This window comes from Mesorhizobium sp. WSM4819 (assembly GCF_055811215.1).
This window is the reverse complement of the sequence record NZ_JBVVQO010000019.1, coordinates 1-19,827: the sequence shown is the minus strand read 5'-3', so window position 1 is coordinate 19,827 and position 19,827 is coordinate 1. Positions and strand designations below refer to the sequence as shown.

General features: G+C 63.6%; 19 protein-coding genes. 11 read left to right on the top strand and 8 right to left on the bottom strand.

Annotated elements, in window-relative coordinates:
- Positions 1-20: 20 nt before the first annotated feature.
- The 4 genes from AC0L18_RS18235 to AC0L18_RS18220 form a co-directional block, all read right to left on the bottom strand.
- Complete coding sequence (locus AC0L18_RS18235; protein WP_473493618.1) at positions 21-701, bottom strand: GNAT family N-acetyltransferase; 681 nt, start codon at positions 699-701, stop codon at positions 21-23.
- The gene (locus AC0L18_RS18230; protein ID WP_473493682.1) at positions 685-1,188 is read right to left on the bottom strand and encodes a MarR family winged helix-turn-helix transcriptional regulator; all 504 of its coding nucleotides are present in this window, start codon (positions 1,186-1,188) and stop codon (positions 685-687) included. The genes AC0L18_RS18235 and AC0L18_RS18230 overlap by 17 nt, the downstream gene beginning before the upstream one ends.
- Before the next feature lie 162 nt (positions 1,189-1,350).
- Positions 1,351-2,112, bottom strand: a complete 762-nt coding sequence (locus AC0L18_RS18225; RefSeq protein ID WP_027154718.1) for an ABC transporter permease — start codon at positions 2,110-2,112, stop codon at positions 1,351-1,353.
- Positions 2,109-3,035, bottom strand: coding sequence for an ABC transporter ATP-binding protein (locus AC0L18_RS18220; RefSeq protein WP_473493617.1), 927 nt, complete (start codon positions 3,033-3,035; stop codon positions 2,109-2,111). The genes AC0L18_RS18225 and AC0L18_RS18220 overlap by 4 nt, the downstream gene beginning before the upstream one ends.
- Between AC0L18_RS18220 and AC0L18_RS18215 the strand changes: the two genes are divergently transcribed.
- From AC0L18_RS18215 to AC0L18_RS18185, 7 genes are all read left to right on the top strand, one after another.
- The gene (locus AC0L18_RS18215; protein ID WP_156941598.1) at positions 3,022-3,183 is read left to right on the top strand and encodes a hypothetical protein; all 162 of its coding nucleotides are present in this window, start codon (positions 3,022-3,024) and stop codon (positions 3,181-3,183) included. The genes AC0L18_RS18220 and AC0L18_RS18215 overlap by 14 nt on opposite strands.
- A gap of 70 nt (positions 3,184-3,253) precedes the next feature.
- On the top strand, positions 3,254-4,612 hold the full coding sequence (locus AC0L18_RS18210; protein ID WP_473493616.1) for a cytochrome ubiquinol oxidase subunit I: 1,359 nt from the start codon (positions 3,254-3,256) through the stop codon (positions 4,610-4,612).
- A 10-nt stretch (positions 4,613-4,622) separates the two neighbouring features.
- Positions 4,623-5,627: a cytochrome d ubiquinol oxidase subunit II gene (locus AC0L18_RS18205; protein ID WP_473493615.1), complete on the top strand. Its 1,005-nt coding sequence runs from the start codon at positions 4,623-4,625 to the stop codon at positions 5,625-5,627.
- Between the two features lie 215 nt (positions 5,628-5,842).
- Positions 5,843-6,613: a transporter substrate-binding domain-containing protein gene (locus AC0L18_RS18200; RefSeq protein ID WP_473493681.1), complete on the top strand. Its 771-nt coding sequence runs from the start codon at positions 5,843-5,845 to the stop codon at positions 6,611-6,613.
- Positions 6,614-6,653: 40 nt separating this feature from the next.
- The gene (locus AC0L18_RS18195) at positions 6,654-7,325 is read left to right on the top strand and encodes an amino acid ABC transporter permease (protein WP_473493614.1); all 672 of its coding nucleotides are present in this window, start codon (positions 6,654-6,656) and stop codon (positions 7,323-7,325) included.
- A gap of 10 nt (positions 7,326-7,335) precedes the next feature.
- Complete coding sequence (locus AC0L18_RS18190) at positions 7,336-7,995, top strand: amino acid ABC transporter permease (protein WP_473493613.1); 660 nt, start codon at positions 7,336-7,338, stop codon at positions 7,993-7,995.
- Entirely contained in the window at positions 7,973-8,698 is a 726-nt protein-coding gene (locus AC0L18_RS18185) for an amino acid ABC transporter ATP-binding protein (protein WP_027154711.1), read from the top strand. The genes AC0L18_RS18190 and AC0L18_RS18185 overlap by 23 nt, the downstream gene beginning before the upstream one ends.
- A gap of 171 nt (positions 8,699-8,869) precedes the next feature.
- On the opposite strand, the gene msrA is transcribed toward AC0L18_RS18185, so the two are convergent.
- The 4 genes from msrA to AC0L18_RS18165 form a co-directional block, all read right to left on the bottom strand.
- On the bottom strand, positions 8,870-9,610 hold the full coding sequence (gene msrA, locus AC0L18_RS18180; RefSeq protein WP_473493612.1) for a peptide-methionine (S)-S-oxide reductase MsrA: 741 nt from the start codon (positions 9,608-9,610) through the stop codon (positions 8,870-8,872).
- Positions 9,611-9,800: 190 nt separating this feature from the next.
- Positions 9,801-10,094, bottom strand: coding sequence for a pentapeptide MXKDX repeat protein (locus tag AC0L18_RS18175; protein WP_473493611.1), 294 nt, complete (start codon positions 10,092-10,094; stop codon positions 9,801-9,803).
- Between the two features lie 85 nt (positions 10,095-10,179).
- On the bottom strand, positions 10,180-10,914 hold the full coding sequence (locus AC0L18_RS18170) for a DUF1223 domain-containing protein (protein ID WP_473493610.1): 735 nt from the start codon (positions 10,912-10,914) through the stop codon (positions 10,180-10,182).
- Between the two features lie 419 nt (positions 10,915-11,333).
- Positions 11,334-12,401, bottom strand: a complete 1,068-nt coding sequence (locus AC0L18_RS18165) for a TadE/TadG family type IV pilus assembly protein (protein ID WP_473493609.1) — start codon at positions 12,399-12,401, stop codon at positions 11,334-11,336.
- Positions 12,402-12,561: 160 nt separating this feature from the next.
- Between AC0L18_RS18165 and lepA the strand changes: the two genes are divergently transcribed.
- The 4 genes from lepA to AC0L18_RS18145 all read left to right on the top strand — a co-directional run bounded on the left by lepA (position 12,562) and on the right by AC0L18_RS18145 (position 19,531).
- Entirely contained in the window at positions 12,562-14,367 is a 1,806-nt protein-coding gene (gene lepA / locus AC0L18_RS18160) for a translation elongation factor 4 (protein WP_473493608.1), read from the top strand.
- Positions 14,368-14,478: 111 nt separating this feature from the next.
- Positions 14,479-16,500 carry a hydantoinase/oxoprolinase N-terminal domain-containing protein gene (locus tag AC0L18_RS18155; RefSeq protein WP_473493607.1) on the top strand — a complete coding sequence of 674 codons (2,022 nt, stop codon included), beginning with the start codon at positions 14,479-14,481 and terminating at the stop codon, positions 16,498-16,500.
- 158 nt (positions 16,501-16,658) lie between these two features.
- Complete coding sequence (locus tag AC0L18_RS18150; RefSeq protein WP_473493606.1) at positions 16,659-18,851, top strand: malate synthase G; 2,193 nt, start codon at positions 16,659-16,661, stop codon at positions 18,849-18,851.
- A 137-nt stretch (positions 18,852-18,988) separates the two neighbouring features.
- Positions 18,989-19,531 carry a hypothetical protein gene (locus AC0L18_RS18145; RefSeq protein WP_473493605.1) on the top strand — a complete coding sequence of 181 codons (543 nt, stop codon included), beginning with the start codon at positions 18,989-18,991 and terminating at the stop codon, positions 19,529-19,531.
- Positions 19,532-19,827: the final 296 nt, after the last annotated feature.

Here is a 19,827-nt window from a genome sequence, read left to right as displayed (position 1 = left end):
CGGGAATGCGCCTGATGGGCTCATTCGGCGCGCTGAACCACGGCCACGTTCATCATGGTTCTCAACCTGAAGCCAATGGACTCGTATAATCCGATGGCCGTGGTGTTGCTGGCAAAGGCGTGGAGATAGGGAACTTCGCCGCGCGCCGCTATCTGGTTTGCCACGAACAGCGACAGCAGCCTGCCCAGACCACCGCCCCGAAATTCCGGATGTGAGCACACGCCGCTAAGTTCGGTATAGCCGGGTTGCTTCATGCGTTCGCCGGCCATCGCCGCAAGTCGGCCCTCGATCTTCACACCCCAAAAATCGCCTAGGCTCAAGGCTTCGAGCGTGAATGGGCCAGGCTTGGTGACCAATGCCAAGGCGAGCATCTCAGCTGCATCGTCTCGCGTCAGACGTTGCACGCGGTTGTCGGAGACCATCTGCAATGGCCGCTCGGCAATCATCTGAACCCCGGGCGCGGTCGAAGTCGCCGAGAGTTCCGCGGGCAGAGCAATGGCGTCCGCCTGAAGCAGGATCGCACTCTCGCCTGGGGAGACAAGTTTTCCGAGCGCCTGCAGGCTTTCCGCATCGTCCGCGGCACTGGCGGCGAAGGGAGCTATCGAGGGCCGATACCGCATGGCGAGGTCGTCACCTTGCGCGAAGGCTTGGTGTCGCGTCCGAAGCGCGCTCCACACGGGACGGTCAAGCAGGTATTTCATCGCGTGGCACTTCCGGCTTCTTTACACGACGGTCGAGAGGCGCCGCGGCGAGGCCGTCCTCGATGGCGGCCAGCTGATCAAGAAGCGGCCCAGAAAGATCCGCGCACAGATCCGCGACGGCATTCTCGATGCGCGCCCAGACGTCGTGCTTTGCAACATCGACCAGCCGCTGGCCGTGCAGGGTGAGGCAGACAATCCTGCGCCGCTGGTCATCATCCGATGGACTGACCTCGACCAGTCCCAATTCGGCCAGAAGCGACACGCTCCGCGTTACACCTGGCTGTGCGACCCCGAGGGATTGCGCTAGTTCCCCGACTGGCAGCGGGCCCAGCCTGTCGAGCGCAGCCAGCAGCGGGTATTGGCTCGACTGAACCGGCACATCGAGGCAGTCGAGCAGGCGCTGCGTATCCGCCTGCAATTGCTCGCCAATACGCTTCAGCCTGCTGCCCAGGCACAGGAAGCCAAGGGACCTTACGACGTCTTCCATAATCAACCTGCCAGCCAATTGATAACACGATATATAACATTTTATGGAAATCAAGCGCCGCCATCGCACGGCCGCTTTCAACCGTCGTCACCAGATTTGGTCGTCTTGGGTCGGGAACATCGCTCGGATGCTGGCGCTGCGTCGCCTGGGCAGGCCGTTCGGTCAGTTCCGCAGCCGGTAGCCGGTCCTGAAAATCCACGCGACAATCGCTATGCAGATAAGCAGGAAAACCACGGTCATGCCGAGGCTGATGCCGATCGAGACGTCGGACTTGCCGTAGAAGCTCCAGCGAAAGCCGCTGACCAGATAAAGGACTGGGTTGAACAGCGTCACCGTGCGCCAGGTGCCGGGCAGCATGTCGATCGAATAGAAGCTGCCGCCAAGGAAGGTAAGCGGCGTGATGATCAGCAGCGGCACCAGCTGCAGCTGCTCGAAGCTCTTCGCCCAGATGCCGATGATGAACCCGAACAGGCTGAAGGTCACCGACGTCAGCACCAGGAAGGAGAGCATCCAGAACGGATGCTCGATGGTCAGCGGCACGAACAGCGACGCGGTCCCCAGGATGATCAGGCCGAGTATGATCGACTTGGTCGCCGCACCCCCGACATAAGCGATGATGATCTCCAGATAGGACACCGGCGCCGACAGCAGTTCGTAGATCGAGCCGACGAATTTCGGGAAATAGATGGCGAAGGAGGCGTTGGAGATCGACTGTGTCAGCAGCGACAGCATGATCAGCCCCGGCACGATAAAGGCGCCGTAGCTGATGCCGTCGATCTCGGTGATGCGCGAGCCGATGGCCGAGCCGAAGACGACGAAATAGAGCGATGTCGAGATGACCGGCGAGACGATGCTCTGCAGCACGGTCCGAAAGGCGCGCGCCATTTCCATCTTGTAGATCGCCCAGACGGCTCGCAGGTTCATGCGCCCTTCCTCACCAGGTTGACGAAGATCTCCTCGAGCGAGCTGTTTTGCGTGTCGATATCGCGGAACTGGATGCCGGCCGTCTCAAGGTCGCGGAGCAGCGAGGCGACGCCCGGCCGCTCGCTCTGGTTGTCATAGGTGTAGGTCAGTCGATCACCGTCCGGCGAAAGCTCCAGCGCGTAGCGCGACAATTTCTCGGGTATGGTGGCGAGCGGACTGCGCAATTCCAGCAACAGCCGCTTGCGGCCGAGCGTGCGCATCAGTTGCACCTTGTCCTCAACCAGCACGATCTCACCGCGATTGATGACGCCGACGCGGTCGGCCATCGCCTCGGCCTCCTCGATATAGTGCGTGGTCAGGATGATGGTGACGCCATCCTCGCGCAGCCGGCGCACCATCGCCCACATGTCCTGACGAAGTTCGACGTCGACGCCGGCTGTCGGCTCGTCGAGGAACAGCACCCTCGGTTCGTGCGACAGCGCCTTGGCGATCATCAGCCGCCGCTTCATGCCGCCGGACAGGGTGATCGCCTTGGCGTCCTTCTTGTCCCACAACGACAGTTCGCGCAGCACTTTCTCGACAAAGGCGTGATTGGCCGGCTTGCCGAACAGGCCGCGGCTGTAGTTGACCGTCGCCCACACGCTCTCGAACGCGTCGATGGTCAGTTCCTGCGGCACCAGCCCGATGAGGCTGCGTGCGGCGCGATAATCCCGGCTGATGTCGTGGCCGTCGACGCTGACCGTGCCCGACGAGCGGTTGACGATACCGCAGACGATCGAGATCAGCGTCGTCTTGCCGGCGCCGTTCGGCCCGAGCAGCGCAAAAATCTCGCCGCGCTCGATATCGAGGTTGATCTCCTTCAGCGCTTTGAAACCGGTGGCGTAGGTCTTGGTGACCCCGGAAATGGCAATGATCGATGGCATGGTTGAAAAACGGCTGCTTGAAAGGAGGTCTGTTGATTTTAGTCCGCTGAATGTCGGTGCGCGCGGCCGGAAGTCAATGGCACTCCTGACATTCTGGACATCGGCGCATCCACCGCTGCGCGGTCCTGCGGCGTTCCGCCTCGCGTGACGCCACGCCGCTTTGACCGCCTGGCGCATCCGGCCTATCTTCCCTGACATAGCAGCAGCCGGAGCCCGCCATGGACCCGCTCATCCTTTCGCGCATCCAGTTCGGCGCCAACATCTCGTTCCATATCCTGTTTCCGGCTATCACCATCGCGCTTGGCTGGTTGCTGCTGTTCTTCAAGCTTCGCTACAACGCCACCGGCGATACCGCCTGGATGCGCGCCTATTTCACCTGGGTGAAGGTGTTCGCGCTGTCCTTCGCCATGGGCGTGGTTTCGGGCGTCACCATGAGCTTCCAGTTCGGCACCAACTGGCCGGGTTACATGGAGACCGTCGGCAACATCGCCGGCCCGCTGCTCGCCTATGAGATACTCACCGCCTTCTTCCTCGAGGCGGCGTTCCTCGGCATCATGCTGTTCGGTTTCCGCCGCGTCTCCAACCGCATCCACACGCTGGCAACCGTGCTGGTGGCCGGCGGCACCACCCTGTCCGCCTTTTGGATCATCGCGCTCAATTCATGGATGCAGACGCCGGTCGGCTTCGAGATGCGCGACGGCGTAGCCCACGCTACCGACTGGTGGGCGATCGTCTTCAACCCGTCCATGCCCTACCGGCTCGTCCACATGCTGCTTGCCTCCGGCCTGACGGTTTCGTTCCTGATCGCCGGCCTGTCGGCGCTGCGCTATCTCTATGGCGACCGTTCGGAATCGATGTGGAAGGCCTTGCGCACCGGAGTTTTCACCGCGGCGATCCTGATCCCCATCCAGATCTTCGCCGGCGACCAGCATGGCCTCAACACGCTCGAGCATCAGCCGCAGAAGATCGCCGCCATGGAGGCCAACTGGAACACCGGCCCCAACGTGCCGCTGGTCCTTTTCGCGCTTCCCGACGAGGCGGCAAGGGAGAACAAATTCGAGCTCACCATCCCCGATGGCGCCAGCCTCATCCTCAGGCACAGCGCCAGCGGCGTCGTGCCGGGGCTGAACGACTATGCCGGCAACCACCCGCCGGTGTTCCCGGTGTTCTGGGCTTTTCGCATCATGGTCGGCACCGGCGTCCTGATGCTCGTCGTCTCCTGGTCGGCCGCCTTTTTCCTCAAGCGCCGGCACAGCCTGCCGAGACCGCTGGCGCTGGTGATGGTGCCGATGGCGCTGTCCGGCTGGCTGGCGACGCTGGCTGGCTGGTACACCACCGAGATCGGCCGCCAACCGTGGCTGGTCACCGGCGTGCTGAAAACTGTCGATGCCGTCGGCCCGGTCGCCGGCAGCCAGGTCGCGCTGTCGCTCGCGGTCTATCTCATCCTCTATGCGCTGCTTCTGATCGCCTATCTCGGCGTGCTGGTCTATCTGGCGCTGAAGGCGGCGAAGGACGGCGATGCCTCGCCGCTGCCGGGCGTTCTCGACGCGCCGCTGTCGCAGCCGGCGGCGAAATAGGAGAACGGCGATGACCCTCGACTGGCCGACATTGCTCCCCCTCATCTTCGCCGGCCTGATGGGCCTTGCCATCCTGATCTACGTCATCCTCGACGGCTTTGACCTCGGTATCGGCATCCTGTTCGCAGCCGCCGGAGACGCCGAGCAGGACACGATGATCGCCGCAATAGGCCCGTTCTGGGACGCCAACGAGACCTGGCTGGTGCTGGCCGTCGGCCTGCTGCTGGTCGCCTTCCCGCTGGCGCACGGCACCATCCTCACCGCGCTCTACATTCCGGTCTTCCTGCTCCTTGTCGGCCTGATCCTGCGCGGCGTTGCCTTCGATTTCCGGGCCAAGGTGCCGGCCGGTCACAAGCATCGCTGGAACCGCATCTTCTTTCTGGGCTCGGTCATCGCATCGCTGGCGCAGGGCTACATGCTGGGGATCTATGTGCTGGGCCTTGATGTCGGCCTCGGCGGCATGGCCTTCGGCGCGCTGGTGGCGCTCTGCCTTGCCGCCGCCTACGCGGCGATGGGCGCGGCCTGGGTCATCTACAAGACGGAAGGCGAATTGCAGAGGAAGGCGGTGCTATGGCTGCGCCGGGCGCTGGTGCTGACCGCGCTCGGCATGGTCGCCGTCTCGCTGGCCACGCCGCTCGCCAGTCCGCGCATCTTCGACAAATGGTTCGTCTGGCCGGCCATGCTCTATTTGTCGCCGCTGCCGGTCCTGTCGGCGGTGCTGTTCGCATGGCTGTGGCGGCAGACATTCCATCTGCCTAAGGCCGGCGACCGCCATGCGCTGACGCCGTTCCTGACGCTGGCCGCCATCTTCACGCTGGGCTTTGCCGGCCTCGCCTGGTCGTTCTATCCCTTCGTCGTGCCCGACAGGCTGACCATCTGGCAGGCGGCGTCCGCGCCGGAAAGCCTCGCCATCATCCTGGCCGGCACGGTGGTGGTGCTGCCGATCATCATTTTCTATTCGTTTTATGCCTACCGCGTCTTCGGCGGCAAGGCGACGGATCTGACCTACGACTGACTGGCAAACCGCCGAACTGCACAATATTTAGGCAGTCGATTGCTCGGGCGGCAGCGGCTCGTGAAGACTGCCTTGCCAATCCCACCTTGCCAATTCCGCCGGGAAAGTCCGATTCGCAGCGATTTCGATGGTTTGGCATGTCTGTTGCTTTGCCCTGGCGACCAATTGGTTTTGTCCAGTCAAAGGGAAAGATAATGAACCGTCGCAATGTCTGCATGCTGGCCTTCTCCGCCGCCGTTGGAATGGCCATGGCTTCGTTTCCGCAGGCGCGGGCCGACGCCTTGAGCGACATCGCGGCGCGCGGCACCGTCCGCATCGCCGTTCCACAGGATTTCCCGCCCTTCGGCAGTGTCGGCGCCGACATGACGCCGCAAGGCTACGACGTCGACATCGCCAATCTGATTGGCGAAAAGCTCGGCGCCACGGTCGAGATCGTCCCGGTCACCAGCGCCAACCGCATTCCCTATCTCCAGACCAACAAAGTCGACCTGGTCATTTCCAGCCTCGGCAAGAATCCCGATCGCGAGAAGGTCATAGACTTTTCCGAAGCCTATGCTCCGTTCTACAACGGCGTGTTCGCTCCGGCAGACGTCGCCGTCGCAAAAGCGGAAGACCTCGCCGGCAAAACCGTTGGCGTCACCCGCGGCGCGATCGAAGATCTCGAACTGACCAAGGTTGTGCCCACGAGCGTCGAGATCAAGCGCTATGAGGACAATAACGGCACTATTTCGGCTTTCCTGTCGGGCCAGGTCGAGGTGATCGCGACCGGGAATGTCGTCGCCGCCGCCATCCTCGAAAAGAACCCGCCCAAGCGGCCGGAGCTCAAGTTCCTGATCAAGAACTCGCCTTGCTACATCGGCATGAACAAGGAGCAGCCGGCGTTGATGGCCAAGATCAACGGCATCATCGCCGCCGCCAGGTCCGATGGCGCCCTCAACGCGATTTCGCAAAAATGGCTGAAGGTGGACCTGCCGGCTGAGCTGTGATCGCCGCCCGCCGCGTGTGGCTGAGGTCGGAGTGCAAGCCATGACCTATCAGTTCGATTTCGGCTGGCTGATCGGATCTCTGCCGGTGCTGCTCAAGGGCATCCGGATCACCGTGCAGCTCATCCTGATCGGCGCGGTGTTCGGCGTGGCATTGGGCATTGCCTGCGCCTGGGTGCGGGCGCTGGGGCCGAAATGGCTAAAACCCGTCGTCGCGACCTATGTCGAGCTGATCCGCAACACGCCCTTCCTCATCCAGCTGTTCTTCATCTTCTTCGGCCTGCCGTCGCTTGCCATCAGGATGTCGGAGCTGACCGCCGCCAACCTCGCCATGATCGTCAATCTCGGCGCTTACAGCTGCGAGATCATCCGCGCCGGCATTCAGGCCACGTCGCGCGGCCAGTTCGAGGCCGGCGCCAGCCTCGCCATGACCCCGTTCCAGACCTTCTGGCACGTGGTTCTGGTCCCGGCGCTGCAGCGCATCTGGCCCGCGCTGTCGTCGCAGATCGTCATCGTCATGCTGGGTTCGGCCGTCGTTTCGCAGATTGCCGCTGAGGACCTGACCTTCGCCGCCAATTTTATCCAGTCGCGCAATTTCAGGGCCTTCGAAACCTACATCGTCTCCACCTTGATCTACCTGGCGCTCGCCATCCTGCTGCGCCAGCTGCTGGCCGGCCTGGGCGGGATGCTGTTCCCGAGGAAGGCGTCGCGATGAGACAGGCGCCATGACCGAGTTCAGCTTCTGGGACATCCTGCGCAACCTGCTTCTGGCCGCCCGCTGGACCGTTGTCCTCTCGCTGGTCTCCTTCATCGGTGGCGGCATCGTCGGCGCGGCCCTGCTTTTCTTGCGCATCGGCGGCCGGCGTGGGATGCAGTTTCTGTCACGCGGCTACATCCAGCTGTTTCAGGGCACGCCGCTGCTGATGCAGCTCTTTCTGGCTTTCTTCGGGCTTGGCCTGTTGGGCATCGACGTTCCCGCTTGGCTTGCCGCCTGTGTCGCGCTCGTCCTGTGGACCGCAGCCTTCCTCGCCGAAATCTGGCGTGGCTGCGTCGAGAGCATTGCCAAGGGCCAATGGGAGGCGTCAGCCAGCCTCGGGATGGGTTATCTCCAGCAGATGCGCTACGTCATCCTGCCGCAGGCACTGAAAGTGGCGGTGCCGCCGACCGTCGGCTTCTCGGTGCAGGTGGTGAAGGGCACCGCGCTCACCTCGATCATCGGCTTCGTCGAACTGTCGAAGGCCGGTTCGATCGTCACCAACGCGACGTTCCAGCCGTTCACCGTCTATGGCCTGGTCGCGCTCATCTACTTTGCTATGTGCTGGCCGCTGTCAAAATCCAGCCAGCTCCTGGAAAGGAAGCTCAATGTCGCTCATCGCAATCACTGAGGTGAAGAAGCGCTTCGGCGACAACGAGGTGCTGAAGGGGATTTCCATCGACGTCGCGCCGGGCGAGGTCGTCGCCATCATCGGCAAGAGCGGTTCGGGCAAGTCGACGCTGCTGCGCTGCATCAACGGGCTCGAGACCATCGATGAAGGCTCGATCGTCGTCGCCGGCGCCCAGTTCCTGCCCGACGAGGTGCATCTCAAGGCGCTGCGCCTGAAGGTCGGCATGATTTTTCAGCAATTCAACCTGTTTCCGCATCTCACCGCCGGCGGCAATGTCATGCTGTCGCAGATGGTGGTGAAGAAGACGCCGAAGAAGGACGCCGAGGCGGTCGCGCGAAAAATGCTCGACCGCGTCGGTCTCGCCCACAAGTTCGATGCGTTGCCGGACGAATTGTCCGGCGGCCAGCAGCAGCGCGTGGCGATCGCCCGGGCGCTCGCCATGCAGCCCATCGCGCTGCTATGCGACGAGATCACCTCGGCGCTCGATCCCGAGCTCGTCGCCGAAGTGCTGGCCGTCGTCAAGGAATTGGCGGCGGAAGGCATGACGCTGGTGATGGTCACCCACGAGATGCGCTTTGCCCGCGACGTCTGCTCGCGCGTCGTTTTCATGCATCAGGGTCGTGTCCACGAGATCGGCGCCCCCGAGGACGTTTTTTCCAATCCCAGGACGCCGGAGCTCCGGCAGTTTCTGGGCGTGCAATAAGCTTTGTTGATATTTCAGCCGGCCTGCACCCGGCGCTACTCGCGTACCCGAAAGTGCGCCCCGTTCCGGTTCTCGGAATCCACCATTTTCGGCGCGGCCTGACCTGGTACCTCACCACACCTGACGCCGACATGCGTCCATGAGGACGCACCAGGTACACACTGGCAAAGATCAGCTCTTGTTGCCGGCCAGCACCAGCACCGGCTTGTCGCTGTAGAGGTCTGGGAATAGCGTCTTCAAATTCTCGACCTTGGGCAGGTCGTTGTAGACGATGTAGGGATAGGTCGGGTTCAGCGTCAAAAAGTCCTGGTGGTAGTCCTCGGCCGGATAGAATTTTTTCCCCGTCTCCAGCGTGGTCACGATCGGCTCCGGAAACACCTTGGCCTTGTCGAGCTGGGCGATATAGCTCTCGGCGATCTTCTTCTGCGCGTCGCTTTCGGCAAAGATCGTCGAACGGTATTGCGGGCCGCGGTCCGGACCCTGGTAGTTCAGCTGCGTCGGGTTGTGCGCGACCGAGAAATACACCTGCAGCAGCTGGCCGTAACTGACTTTGGACGGCTCGTAGATGATCTCGACGGCCTCGGCATGCCCGGTCCGGCCGGTGCCGACCGTCTCGTAGACGGCGGTGTCCTTGTCGCCGCCGGCATAGCCGGAGACGGCGCTGGTCACGCCCTTGACGTGCTGGAACACGCCTTGCACGCCCCAGAAGCAGCCGCCGGCGAAGATCGCCCTGGCGGTGCCGGCGGCGGGTTTTTCGTCCATCGCCGGTGGCGGGATCACCACCGCCGCCTCGGCCGCGATCGCCGGCGTCTGCCACAAGGCGGCGCCAGCCGCCGCGAGCATCAGCGCCGCAAGCGCGCCCCAGGCGAATTTCTTCGACCGTTTCGCGGCGGGTTCTCCAATGCCAGTCATGTCTGATCTCCCATGATGGTGTTGTGACTATAGAACATATTGGCCCGCCGGCGTCTCACATTGCCGTGCGTGTTGGGCCGTGCGTATTTGGAACACGGCGCCGGCGCAGGGTGCCCCAGCGCCGGGCCGCAAGAACCCGTCCCAGACCTGGACAGGAAACGGCCAGGGCCAGGGACTGCCGAGGCGGGACCTACTTGGCCATGCCCATCGCGTCGCAGGCCTTTGTTGCCTCATCCTTCTTCATCGCGTCGGTCTCCATGGCTGCCTTGTCCATGCATTCCTTCATCTTTTCGGCGGCCATCGGGTCGGCCGGCTTCATCGCGTCGGTGGCCATCGCATCGGCGGGCTTCATGGCATCCGTGGCCATCGGGTCAGCGGGCTTCATCGCATCTTCGGCACGGGCGATGCCGCCGGCAAAAAGCACCGTCGAGCAAAGCGTCGCTAGGGCGAGCGCCGGCAGCGTCAGGCGGGTGAAGTTGATCATGGTGGTCTCCTCTGGGGTTGGTGGCGCGCTGATGCGGCCGGCATGTGCGGCGCCGCTCGTGCGGCGTTACGCAAATCTCGAGAGTCTAGTTTGTCGCGGCGGCCAGGATCTGTCCGCCAGCTGGCACTTGCACCAGCACCGCGGTGCTGAGCCCGCTCGCGGCCGCCGGCAGCGGCAGCGCGAGGGCATCGCCGGTCCAGGCGCCAAGCCTGGAGAGGGAATGCACGACATTGGCGTGCGGCAGCGTGCGTCCGGAGTTTTCGCCGCGCGCCACCGGCACTTCGATGACGCCTTGCCGGTAGCGCACCAGCCAAATATCGGCCTTGCCGCCCGGCACCGGGCCGGCGCCGATGGCGATCTTGCCGCCGTCGAGCGACAGCGAGGGTCCTTTCGCGCGGCCGCTGCTCGAAATCAGCTGCTCGATCTCGCCGGGCCGGGCGCCGACCGCATCGGCGTTGCCATTGACCACCACTTGCGGCGTGAAAGGACCCGAACGGCCGAGCGACGGCTCGTAGCGGACCTGGCGCTGGGTGAATTCCTCTCTGCCGAAAGTGTCCTTCCAGCCGAGATAGTCCCAGTAGGTGACGTTGAAGGAGAGCGCCAGCACGCCGGGCTGGTCCTTGAGCTTGACCAGATTGGCGTTGGCCGGCGGACAGGACGAGCAGCCCTGGCTGGTGAACAGCTCGACCACGGTGAGCGGCTGGCCGGCGGCCGCCCCCGTTACCGAAAGCCCCGTTGCAAAAAGTATCGTCGCCGAAAACAGCGCCGCCGCGCCTGCGCGCGTCGCGCTCCTGCTGCGTTTTGCTTTTGATCCAGTCATCGGCTGTCCTCCGCTGCGACGGGCTGCGAGCGCCGGTCATGTCCACACTTCGCCGCCGCAGAGCGGTTCGTTACAGCCATCACCGCTTCGTGATCGGAAGGGTCATCGTTTTTGCGACGCTGGAGATTGGCGAAAGCGGGTGCGACATACAATCTCCCTCCTTGTGGGGGAGATGTCCGGCAGGACAGAGGGGGCGACGTAGAGCGCGGCAGTAGGCCTTGCGTGCAAGTGGCGTCGGGACACTTCATAACGCCAGGTTGATGCATCGATAACCGGAGAGGCGGTCGAATCTCCTGGCAACAGGGGTGGATCACGGCGGCGCGATTTTCAATCTTGGCAAGGCCGCGGGACAGCGCCCCCCTCTGGCCTGCCGGCCATCTCCCCCACAGGGGGGAGATTGGCAGCTCGGGCGCCTGCCCCTACTGCGTAAGCACTGTTTGCGAAGGCCGTTGATTGAAGTCGCATTTGCCGACCACGGTGTAGAAGAAGTCGGCGTTGGACACCGGAGCCGGGACGGGATTTCCGCCGTCCTCCCAGGCCTGCTGGCTGGATTGGCCGCATGGCACTGCAGTGAAGATGTCCACCTTCTCGCCGTTCGCGATCTCGACGCCGTCGATGTACAGCCGGTTCGATGTCGCCGAATCGTTGGATCTGAGCACGGGTGGCTTGGGCGGATTTGCTCTTGCGGCATCCGGCACATCCATCTGCAGAAACAGTGAATCCATAAGGCTGACATCGATCACCGCGCCGGCGCCGTTCGCCGGGTACATGGTGTTGGTGCAGGTGGTCAGGTATTTCTTGTTGCCGCTAACCTGTGTGATCGCCCCGGTTGGCAGGTTGTTGAAATTCTGCACCGTCTTGGTCGTGCATTTTTGTTCCTGGACCTTCGTCTCCGTCGCTCCATTGACCGTATAGACCGTCGACGTGCCGTAGCCTTTCGGATCACCAAAGTTGTTGTAGACATAGGTGATCTTCATCAACGGGTTGACCGCCGTCTCGATAAATTTCGTGCCGTAGAGCGACACCGTCTTGTTCCAATGGCCCGACACCTTTTGGACCTTGAACGTGGTCTGCACCAGCGCCGGCCTCTTGCGCACCGCCGATGCGACGCCGATCTGCACGGTGTCGACGCGGGCGATCTGCATGAAGTTCGTCGGCATGGCAAAGCTGGCCGAAGCATTGATGCTGGCGGTGCCGTCGGCGGCGACGACGAAGCCGTCGAGCTTGGCGGTGCCTTGCCCGCTATTGGCCGCAAACGACTCCTGCAGTTTCACCTGACGGTCCGCCAATGACGTGCTGGTCGGCAGCGTGGTGATCGCCAGGGTCGCGGCATCGAGCGCATTCTGCATCGAGCCCTTGGTCGCAATGGCCGCGTTATAGTCGACCGAGAGGCCCAGAGCGGCACACATCGGGATAAGCATGATGGCGAGTATCGGCGCTAAGGAGCCGCTCTCGGAACTGAGAAAATGGCTTCCGGACAGTGGCATTTCGTGTTCCCCAAAACGGTAACAGGTCGTGTCCTGTCACGCAGGCCGCGAATTATGCCTTAATCTGATGGAGCAAAGTTTAACGACGCTGCGATCGCTGGCGGCTCATGCGGCGCCCGGCCGCTTGCCCGGGCAAGCTGCCCCTGCTAAAGCGCCCGACATGACCACGCCGATCAAGAACATCCGCAATTTCTCCATCGTCGCGCATATCGACCATGGCAAATCCACGCTTGCCGACCGGCTGATCCAGCTGACCGGCGGGCTGGAGCTGCGCGACATGAAGGAGCAGGTGCTGGACTCGATGGATATCGAGCGCGAGCGCGGCATTACCATCAAGGCGCAGACGGTGCGGCTGAAATACCACGCCAGCAATGGCGAGGATTATATCCTGAATCTGATCGACACGCCCGGCCATGTCGACTTCGCCTATGAAGTGTCGCGGTCGCTGGCCGCCTGCGAGGGCTCGCTGCTGGTCGTCGATGCCTCGCAAGGCGTCGAGGCGCAGACATTGGCCAATGTCTATCAGGCCATCGACAACAACCACGAGATCGTCGTGGTGCTGAACAAGGTCGACCTGCCGGCCGCCGAGCCCGAGCGCATCCGCGAGCAGGTCGAGGAGGTGATCGGCATCGATGCCTCCAACGCCGTGCTGATCTCGGCCAAGACCGGCCTCGGGATTCCCGATGTGCTGGAGGCGATCGTCAACGATTTGCCGCCGCCGCGCGAGGGCGACATTGCTGCCCCGCTGAAGGCGATGCTGGTCGACAGCTGGTACGACGCCTATCTCGGCGTCATCGTGCTGGTCCGCATCATCGACGGCGTGCTGAAGAAGGGCCAGACCATTCGCATGATGGGCACCGGCGCCAAGTACCTGGTCGAGCGCACCGGCGTCTTCACGCCGGCCCGCATCAATGTAGACGAACTCGGCCCCGGCGAGTTCGGCTTCTTCACCGGTTCGATCAAGGAAGTCGCCGACACCCGCGTCGGCGACACCATCACCGAGGACAAGCGCCAGACGGCACAGGCCCTGCCCGGCTTCAAGCCGGCGCAGCCGGTGGTGTTCTGCGGCCTGTTCCCGGTCGACGCCGCCGATTTCGAGGATCTGCGCGCCGCAGTCGGCAAGCTGCGCCTCAACGACGCTTCTTTCTCCTTTGAAATGGAAACCAGCGCTGCGCTCGGTTTCGGCTATCGCTGCGGCTTCCTCGGCCTGCTGCATCTGGAAATCATCCAGGAGCGGCTGGAGCGCGAGTTCAACCTCGACCTCATCGCCACGGCGCCGTCGGTCGTCTACCGGCTGCTGTTGAACGACAGCACGACCAAGGAATTGCACAACCCCGCCGACATGCCCGACGTGGTCAAGATATCGGCCATCGAGGAGCCGTGGATCCGCGCCACCATCCTGACGCCGGACGAGTATCTCGGCGGTATCCTAAAACTCTGCCAGGACCGGCGCGGCATCCAGGCCGACCTGTCCTATGTCGGCAAGCGCGCCATGCTGACCTATGACCTGCCGCTCAACGAGGTCGTCTTCGACTTTTACGACCGGCTGAAGTCGATCTCCAAGGGCTACGCCTCCTTCGACTATCACCTTACCGATTACAAGGAAGGCGACCTGGTCAAGATGTCGATCCTGGTCAACGAGGAGCCGGTCGACGCGCTGTCGATGCTGGTCCACCGCACGGCGGCAGAAAAGCGCGGCCGGCTGATGTGCGAGAAGCTGAAGGAACTGATCCCGAACCATCTGTTCAAGATCCCGATCCAGGCGGCAATCGGCGGCAAGGTCATCGCCCGCGAGACGATCTCGGCGCTGCGCAAGGATGTCACCGCCAAATGCTACGGCGGCGACGTCTCGCGCAAGCGCAAGCTGCTCGACAAGCAGAAAGAGGGCAAGAAGCGGATGCGCCAGTTCGGCAAGGTCGACATCCCGCAGGAGGCGTTTATCCAGGCGCTGAAGATGGGCGATTGAGAAGCCGTCCGCGCATAGCTGAGGGGGATCAGGCTTCGTGGCCCAGCGCTCGCGGCTTTATCCGCCGGCGCGTATCGGCTAAGGGCGGGGAGCAAAATCCCGGATCCGCCAATGACCGCCAAATCCTCCCCCCTGTTCCTCGGCATCGACACCGGCGGCACCTATACCGATGCCGTGCTGTGGTCGGAAGCCGGCGGCGCTAACGGAAAGGTTCTGGCCAAGGCCAAGGCGCTGACCACCCGCCACGATCTGGCGGTCGGCATTTCGGGCGCGGTCGATGCGGTGCTGCAAAAAGCCGCCACCGATCCGGCAGCGATAAAACTGGTGTCGATGTCGACGACGCTTGCCACCAACGCTCTGGTCGAGGGCCAGGGCGGCCGCGTCGCGCTGGTGATGATCGGCTTTGCCGAGGGCGACCTTGCCCGCGACGGGCTGAAGACCGCGCTCGGCACCGACCCTGTGGTGTTCTGCCCGGGCGGCCACGATGTCCATGGCAATGCGGCAAAACTCGATCTGTCCGGGCTGGAGGCAGCGCTGCCGGAACTCGGCGCCTCGGTGTCCGGCTTTGCCGTCTGCGCCTATTTCGCCACTCGCAACCCGGCGCATGAGCTAAGCGCGCGGAACCTGATCCGCGGCATAACAGGCCTGCCGGTCACCGCCAGCCACGAGCTTTCGGCCAAGCTCGGCGGCCCGCGCCGGGCGCTGACGACGCTGCTCAACGCCAGGCTGATCTCGATGATCGACCGGCTGGTGGCGGCGACCGAGGGCTTTCTTGCCGCGCGCGGCATCGCCGCCCCGCTGATGGTGGTGCGCGGCGACGGCGCGCTGGTTTCCGCCGCCTTCGCCCGCCAGCGGCCGATCGAGACGATTCTTTCAGGCCCGGCCGCCAGCCTTGTCGGCGCTCGCCACATGACCGGCCTCGACAATGCAGTCGTCTCCGACATCGGCGGCACCACCACCGACGTTGCCGTGCTCGACCAGGGCCGTCCCAGGCTTGACCCGGAAGGCGCCACCGTCGGCGGCTTCCGCACCATGGTCGAGGCGGTCGCCATGCGCACCTTTGGACTCGGCGGCGATTCCGAAGTGACGCTGGAGGATGGCGCGCTCAACCCAAGAATCCTGCTCGGGCCGCGCCGCCTGGTGCCGCTGGCGCTGGCCGGCATGATGCATGGCGAAGCGGTGACTGTCGAACTGGAACGCCAAATCCGCACGGCCAACCCCAGCCGCATGGATGGCCGGCTGGCGGTCAGGACTGGCGTGCCGGAGCGGCTGGCTGCCGGCCTGACCGGCGCCGAGGCCAAGCTTTATGAGCTGATCGGCTCGACGCCCCTCGCCGTCGACAGGCTTTTGACATCAAACGCCCAGAACGCCACCTTGAACCGGTTGGTGTCGCGCGGGCTGGTGCATGTCGCCGGTTTTACGCCGTCGGACGCCGCCCATGTGCTGGGCAAGCAGGCCAACTGGGATGCCGCCACGGCTCGGCTCGGTGCCGAGCTGTTCGCCCGCAGGCGCGACGGCCGCGGGCAGGCGATCGCCGCCTCACCGGAGGCGATCTCGAAACGGGTGCTGACCACGTTGACCCGGCTGTCGGCGGAAGTCATCCTCGAAACCGCCTTTGCCGAGGACGGGCTGGATGGGGCGGCAACCGTGGCGCACGCGCTGGTCCAGCGCGCCGTCGACGCGCATCCCGGCATCGCCCGGCTGAGCGTCGCGCTCGACCGCCCGGTCATCGGCCTCGGCGCCTCGGCGCCGCTGCATTATGCCGGGCTGCCACCGCTGGTCGGCCATGACTGCGTGGTGCCCGAAGATACCGATGTCGCCAATGCGCTCGGCGCCGTCGTCGGCCAGGTCAGGGTTTCGGCAGAGGCGCGCGTCAGCCAGCCCCAGGAAGGGCTGTTTCGCGTCGCCTCGGGCGAAAGCGTGCGCGACTTCAATGACGAGGCGGCGGCGATCGCGGCAGCGGAAACCGATGTCCGCGCCATTGCCGCCGGGCGGGCCAGGGACGCCGGCACCGACAGCGCCGAAATCGAGATCGCCAGCGAATTCCGCGTTTCGACCGTCGAGGGCCAGCGCATGTTTATCGAGGCGCATGTGGTGGCGGTGGCGTCGGGCAGGCCAAGGATCGCGGTTTGAGGGAGAGCGCAATCTCCCCCACAAGGGCGCCCACAAGGGGGAGATTGGCGGCTTTGGCCGGCGGCGAAAATGCCCTACCTTCACCCTAAGCTGAATTGACCCTGCCACCCTGACATGTCAAAGGCCCGGCCAAAGCCTTTCGCCTGGAGAAAGCCCCGATGACCGATCGCGTCGAAATCGCCGGATTGCGGATTGCCCGCGAGCTTTATGATTTCGTCGTGAACGAGGCGCTGCGGGGCACCGGCATTGCAGCCGACGCCTTGTGGACCGGCTTCTCCGCCATCGTGGATGATTTGGCGCCGAAGAACCGGGCTCTGCTCGCAAAGCGCGACGCGCTGCAAGGCCAGAGCGACCGCTGGTATCGCGACAATGGCGCGCCCAGCGACATGGAAGCCTACAAGGATTTCCTGAGGGAAATCGGCTATCTCGCGCCGGACGGGCCGGCCTTCTCCGTCGCGACGGACAATGTCGACCCCGAGATCTCGGTGGTTGCAGGGCCGCAATTGGTGGTGCCGGTGATGAACGCGCGTTACGCGCTGAATGCCGCCAATGCGCGCTGGGGCTCGCTCTATGATGCGCTCTACGGCACCGACGCCATTCCAGAGACCGACGGCGCCGAGAAGGGTGCCAGATTCAATCCCGAGCGCGGCGCTAGGGTCATTGCCTGGGCGAAGGGTTTTCTCGATGATTCGGTCCCGCTGACGACCGGCAAATGGGCAGGGGTGAACGGGCTTTCCGTGGCCAACGGCATGCTGCGGCTGGGCGAGGGCGCCGGCGCCACCACGCTCGCCGATCCCAAACAGTTTGCCGGCTATCGCGGCGACGCCGCTAATCCCGAAGCCGTCCTGCTCACCCGCAATGGCCTGCATGTCGAAATATCGATCGACCGCAGCAACCAGATCGGCAAGACCGATCCGGCCGGCATTGCCGACATCGTGCTGGAATCGGCGCTGACCACCATTCAGGACTGCGAGGATTCGGTCGCGGCGGTCGATGCGCAGGACAAGGTTTTGGTCTACCGCAACTGGCTCGGCCTGATGAAGGGCGACCTTGCCGAGGAGATCACCAAGGCCGGCAGCACGTTTACGCGTAAACTCAATCCCGACCGGTCGTACACCGCGCCTGATGGTGGCGCGCTGTCCCTGCCCGGCCGCTCGCTGATGCTGATCCGCAGCGTCGGCCACCTCATGACCAATCCGGCGATAATGGATCGCGACGGCAACGAAGTGCCGGAAGGCATCATGGATGCGGCGATGACGGCGCTGATCGCGCTGCACGATGTCGGCCCGAACGGCCGCCGGCTAAACTCGCGCGCGGGCTCGATGTATGTCGTAAAGCCCAAGATGCACGGCCCGGAAGAAGTTGCCTTCGCCGTCGAGATATTCGACCGTGTCGAGGCGCTGCTTGGCATGGCGAAAAACACCATCAAGATGGGCATTATGGACGAGGAGCGGCGCACCACCGTCAACCTCAAGGAGGCGATCCGCGCCGCCAAAGATCGCGTCGTCTTCATCAACACCGGTTTCCTCGACCGCACCGGCGACGAGATCCACACTTCGATGGAAGCCGGCCCGATGATCCGCAAGGGCGACATGAAGCAGGCCGTCTGGATTGCCGCCTACGAAGCCTGGAACGTCGACACCGGACTGGAATGCGGGCTGGCCGGCCGCGCCCAGATCGGCAAGGGCATGTGGGCGATGCCCGATCTGATGGCGGCGATGCTGGCGGAAAAGATCGCCCATCCCAGGGCCGGCGCCAACACCGCCTGGGTGCCGTCTCCGACAGCGGCGACACTGCACGCCACCCATTACCACAAGGTCGACGTCCACGCCGTGCAGGCGGCGCTGAAGAGCCGCCCCAAGGCAAAGCTCGACGACATCTTGTCGGTGCCGGTAGAGGTGCGGCCGAACTGGTCGCCGGAGGAGGTCCAGAACGAACTCGACAACAACGCGCAAGGCATTCTGGGCTATGTCGTTCGTTGGATCGACCAGGGCGTCGGCTGCTCGAAAGTGCCTGACATCAATGACATAGGCCTGATGGAGGACCGCGCGACGCTGCGCATCTCCTCGCAGCACATCGCCAACTGGCTGCATCACGGCGTGTGCACCTCAGACCAGGTGATGGAGACGATGAAGCGCATGGCCGGCGTCGTCGACCGCCAGAACGCAGGCGATCCGCTCTACCGGCCGATGGCCCCTGACTTCGACAAGTCGATTGCCTTCCTGGCCGCCTGCGACCTCGTCTTCAAGGGCCGGGTCCAGCCCAACGGCTACACCGAGCCGGTGCTGCACGCGCGGCGGCTCGAGCTGAAGGCAAAGGAAGGCCCCTCGATAGCGCGTACAGAGTTTTAGTATAACCCGACAGATATTAGCAATTACTAAAACGTCGTTGTCCCGGTGCACGCGATCTGCTACGATTTAACTACCGACAAACGGCTCTGGGAGGCCGTGCGTCATGCACAAGATCAACTCAAAACCGGAGAACGGCCATGAAACGGCTTCTGACGGTCGCTGCCCTTGTGGCGGCGGGCAGTTTGGTTGCGATGCAAGGCGCAGCCGCCGATGACGCTGCGATGATCAAGAGCGCTGAATCCGCCGCACCCCCCGCTGTAGCAAGCGGCGCTGCGATCCACGCTATGGATGAGAAGGGTGCAATGCGCACACTGCGCGAGGGCACGAACGGCTTCTGGTGCATGCCGGACAACCCGGCCACACCTGGCCCGGATCCAATGTGTGGCGATGCCAACGCGATGGAATGGGCAATGGCGTGGATTGGAAAAAAGGAACCGCCCAAGGGCAAGGTCGGCTTCATGTATATGCTGGCCGGCGGCACCGATGGCAGCAACACCGATCCTTATGCGACGAAGCCTGAGGAAGGCAACAATTGGGTGGAGACCGGACCGCACGTGATGATCGTCAACGCAACGGACATGATGCAGGGCTATCCGGCTGACCCCAAACCTGACACGTCCAAGCCATATGTGATGTGGGCGGGCACTCCCTACGCACATCTCATGATCCCGGTTAAGTAGCTGCCGCGGCGGCCGGGCCGGTCACCCTCCCTCAAGGGCATATGCGCTAAGATAGCTTCGGCATGGACTGAAATTTGCGCTTTCGTGGTGGTTCACGCCATCGTCGCAAGGCATGGAGATTTTGGCGCAGGGTTGCCAAGGGAGGTTGAGCAAAGATCGCTGCAATCAGAGAGGCGACGATCTGGCGGGTGGCGCGCCACAGCAGGTCCGTCGCTCAATGGGGAGAGACACCCAACTCCTGCGAGAGGGGTTCGGTCACAAGCGCGATGAGGAAGTGGGCAAGAATCCAAGGCTTT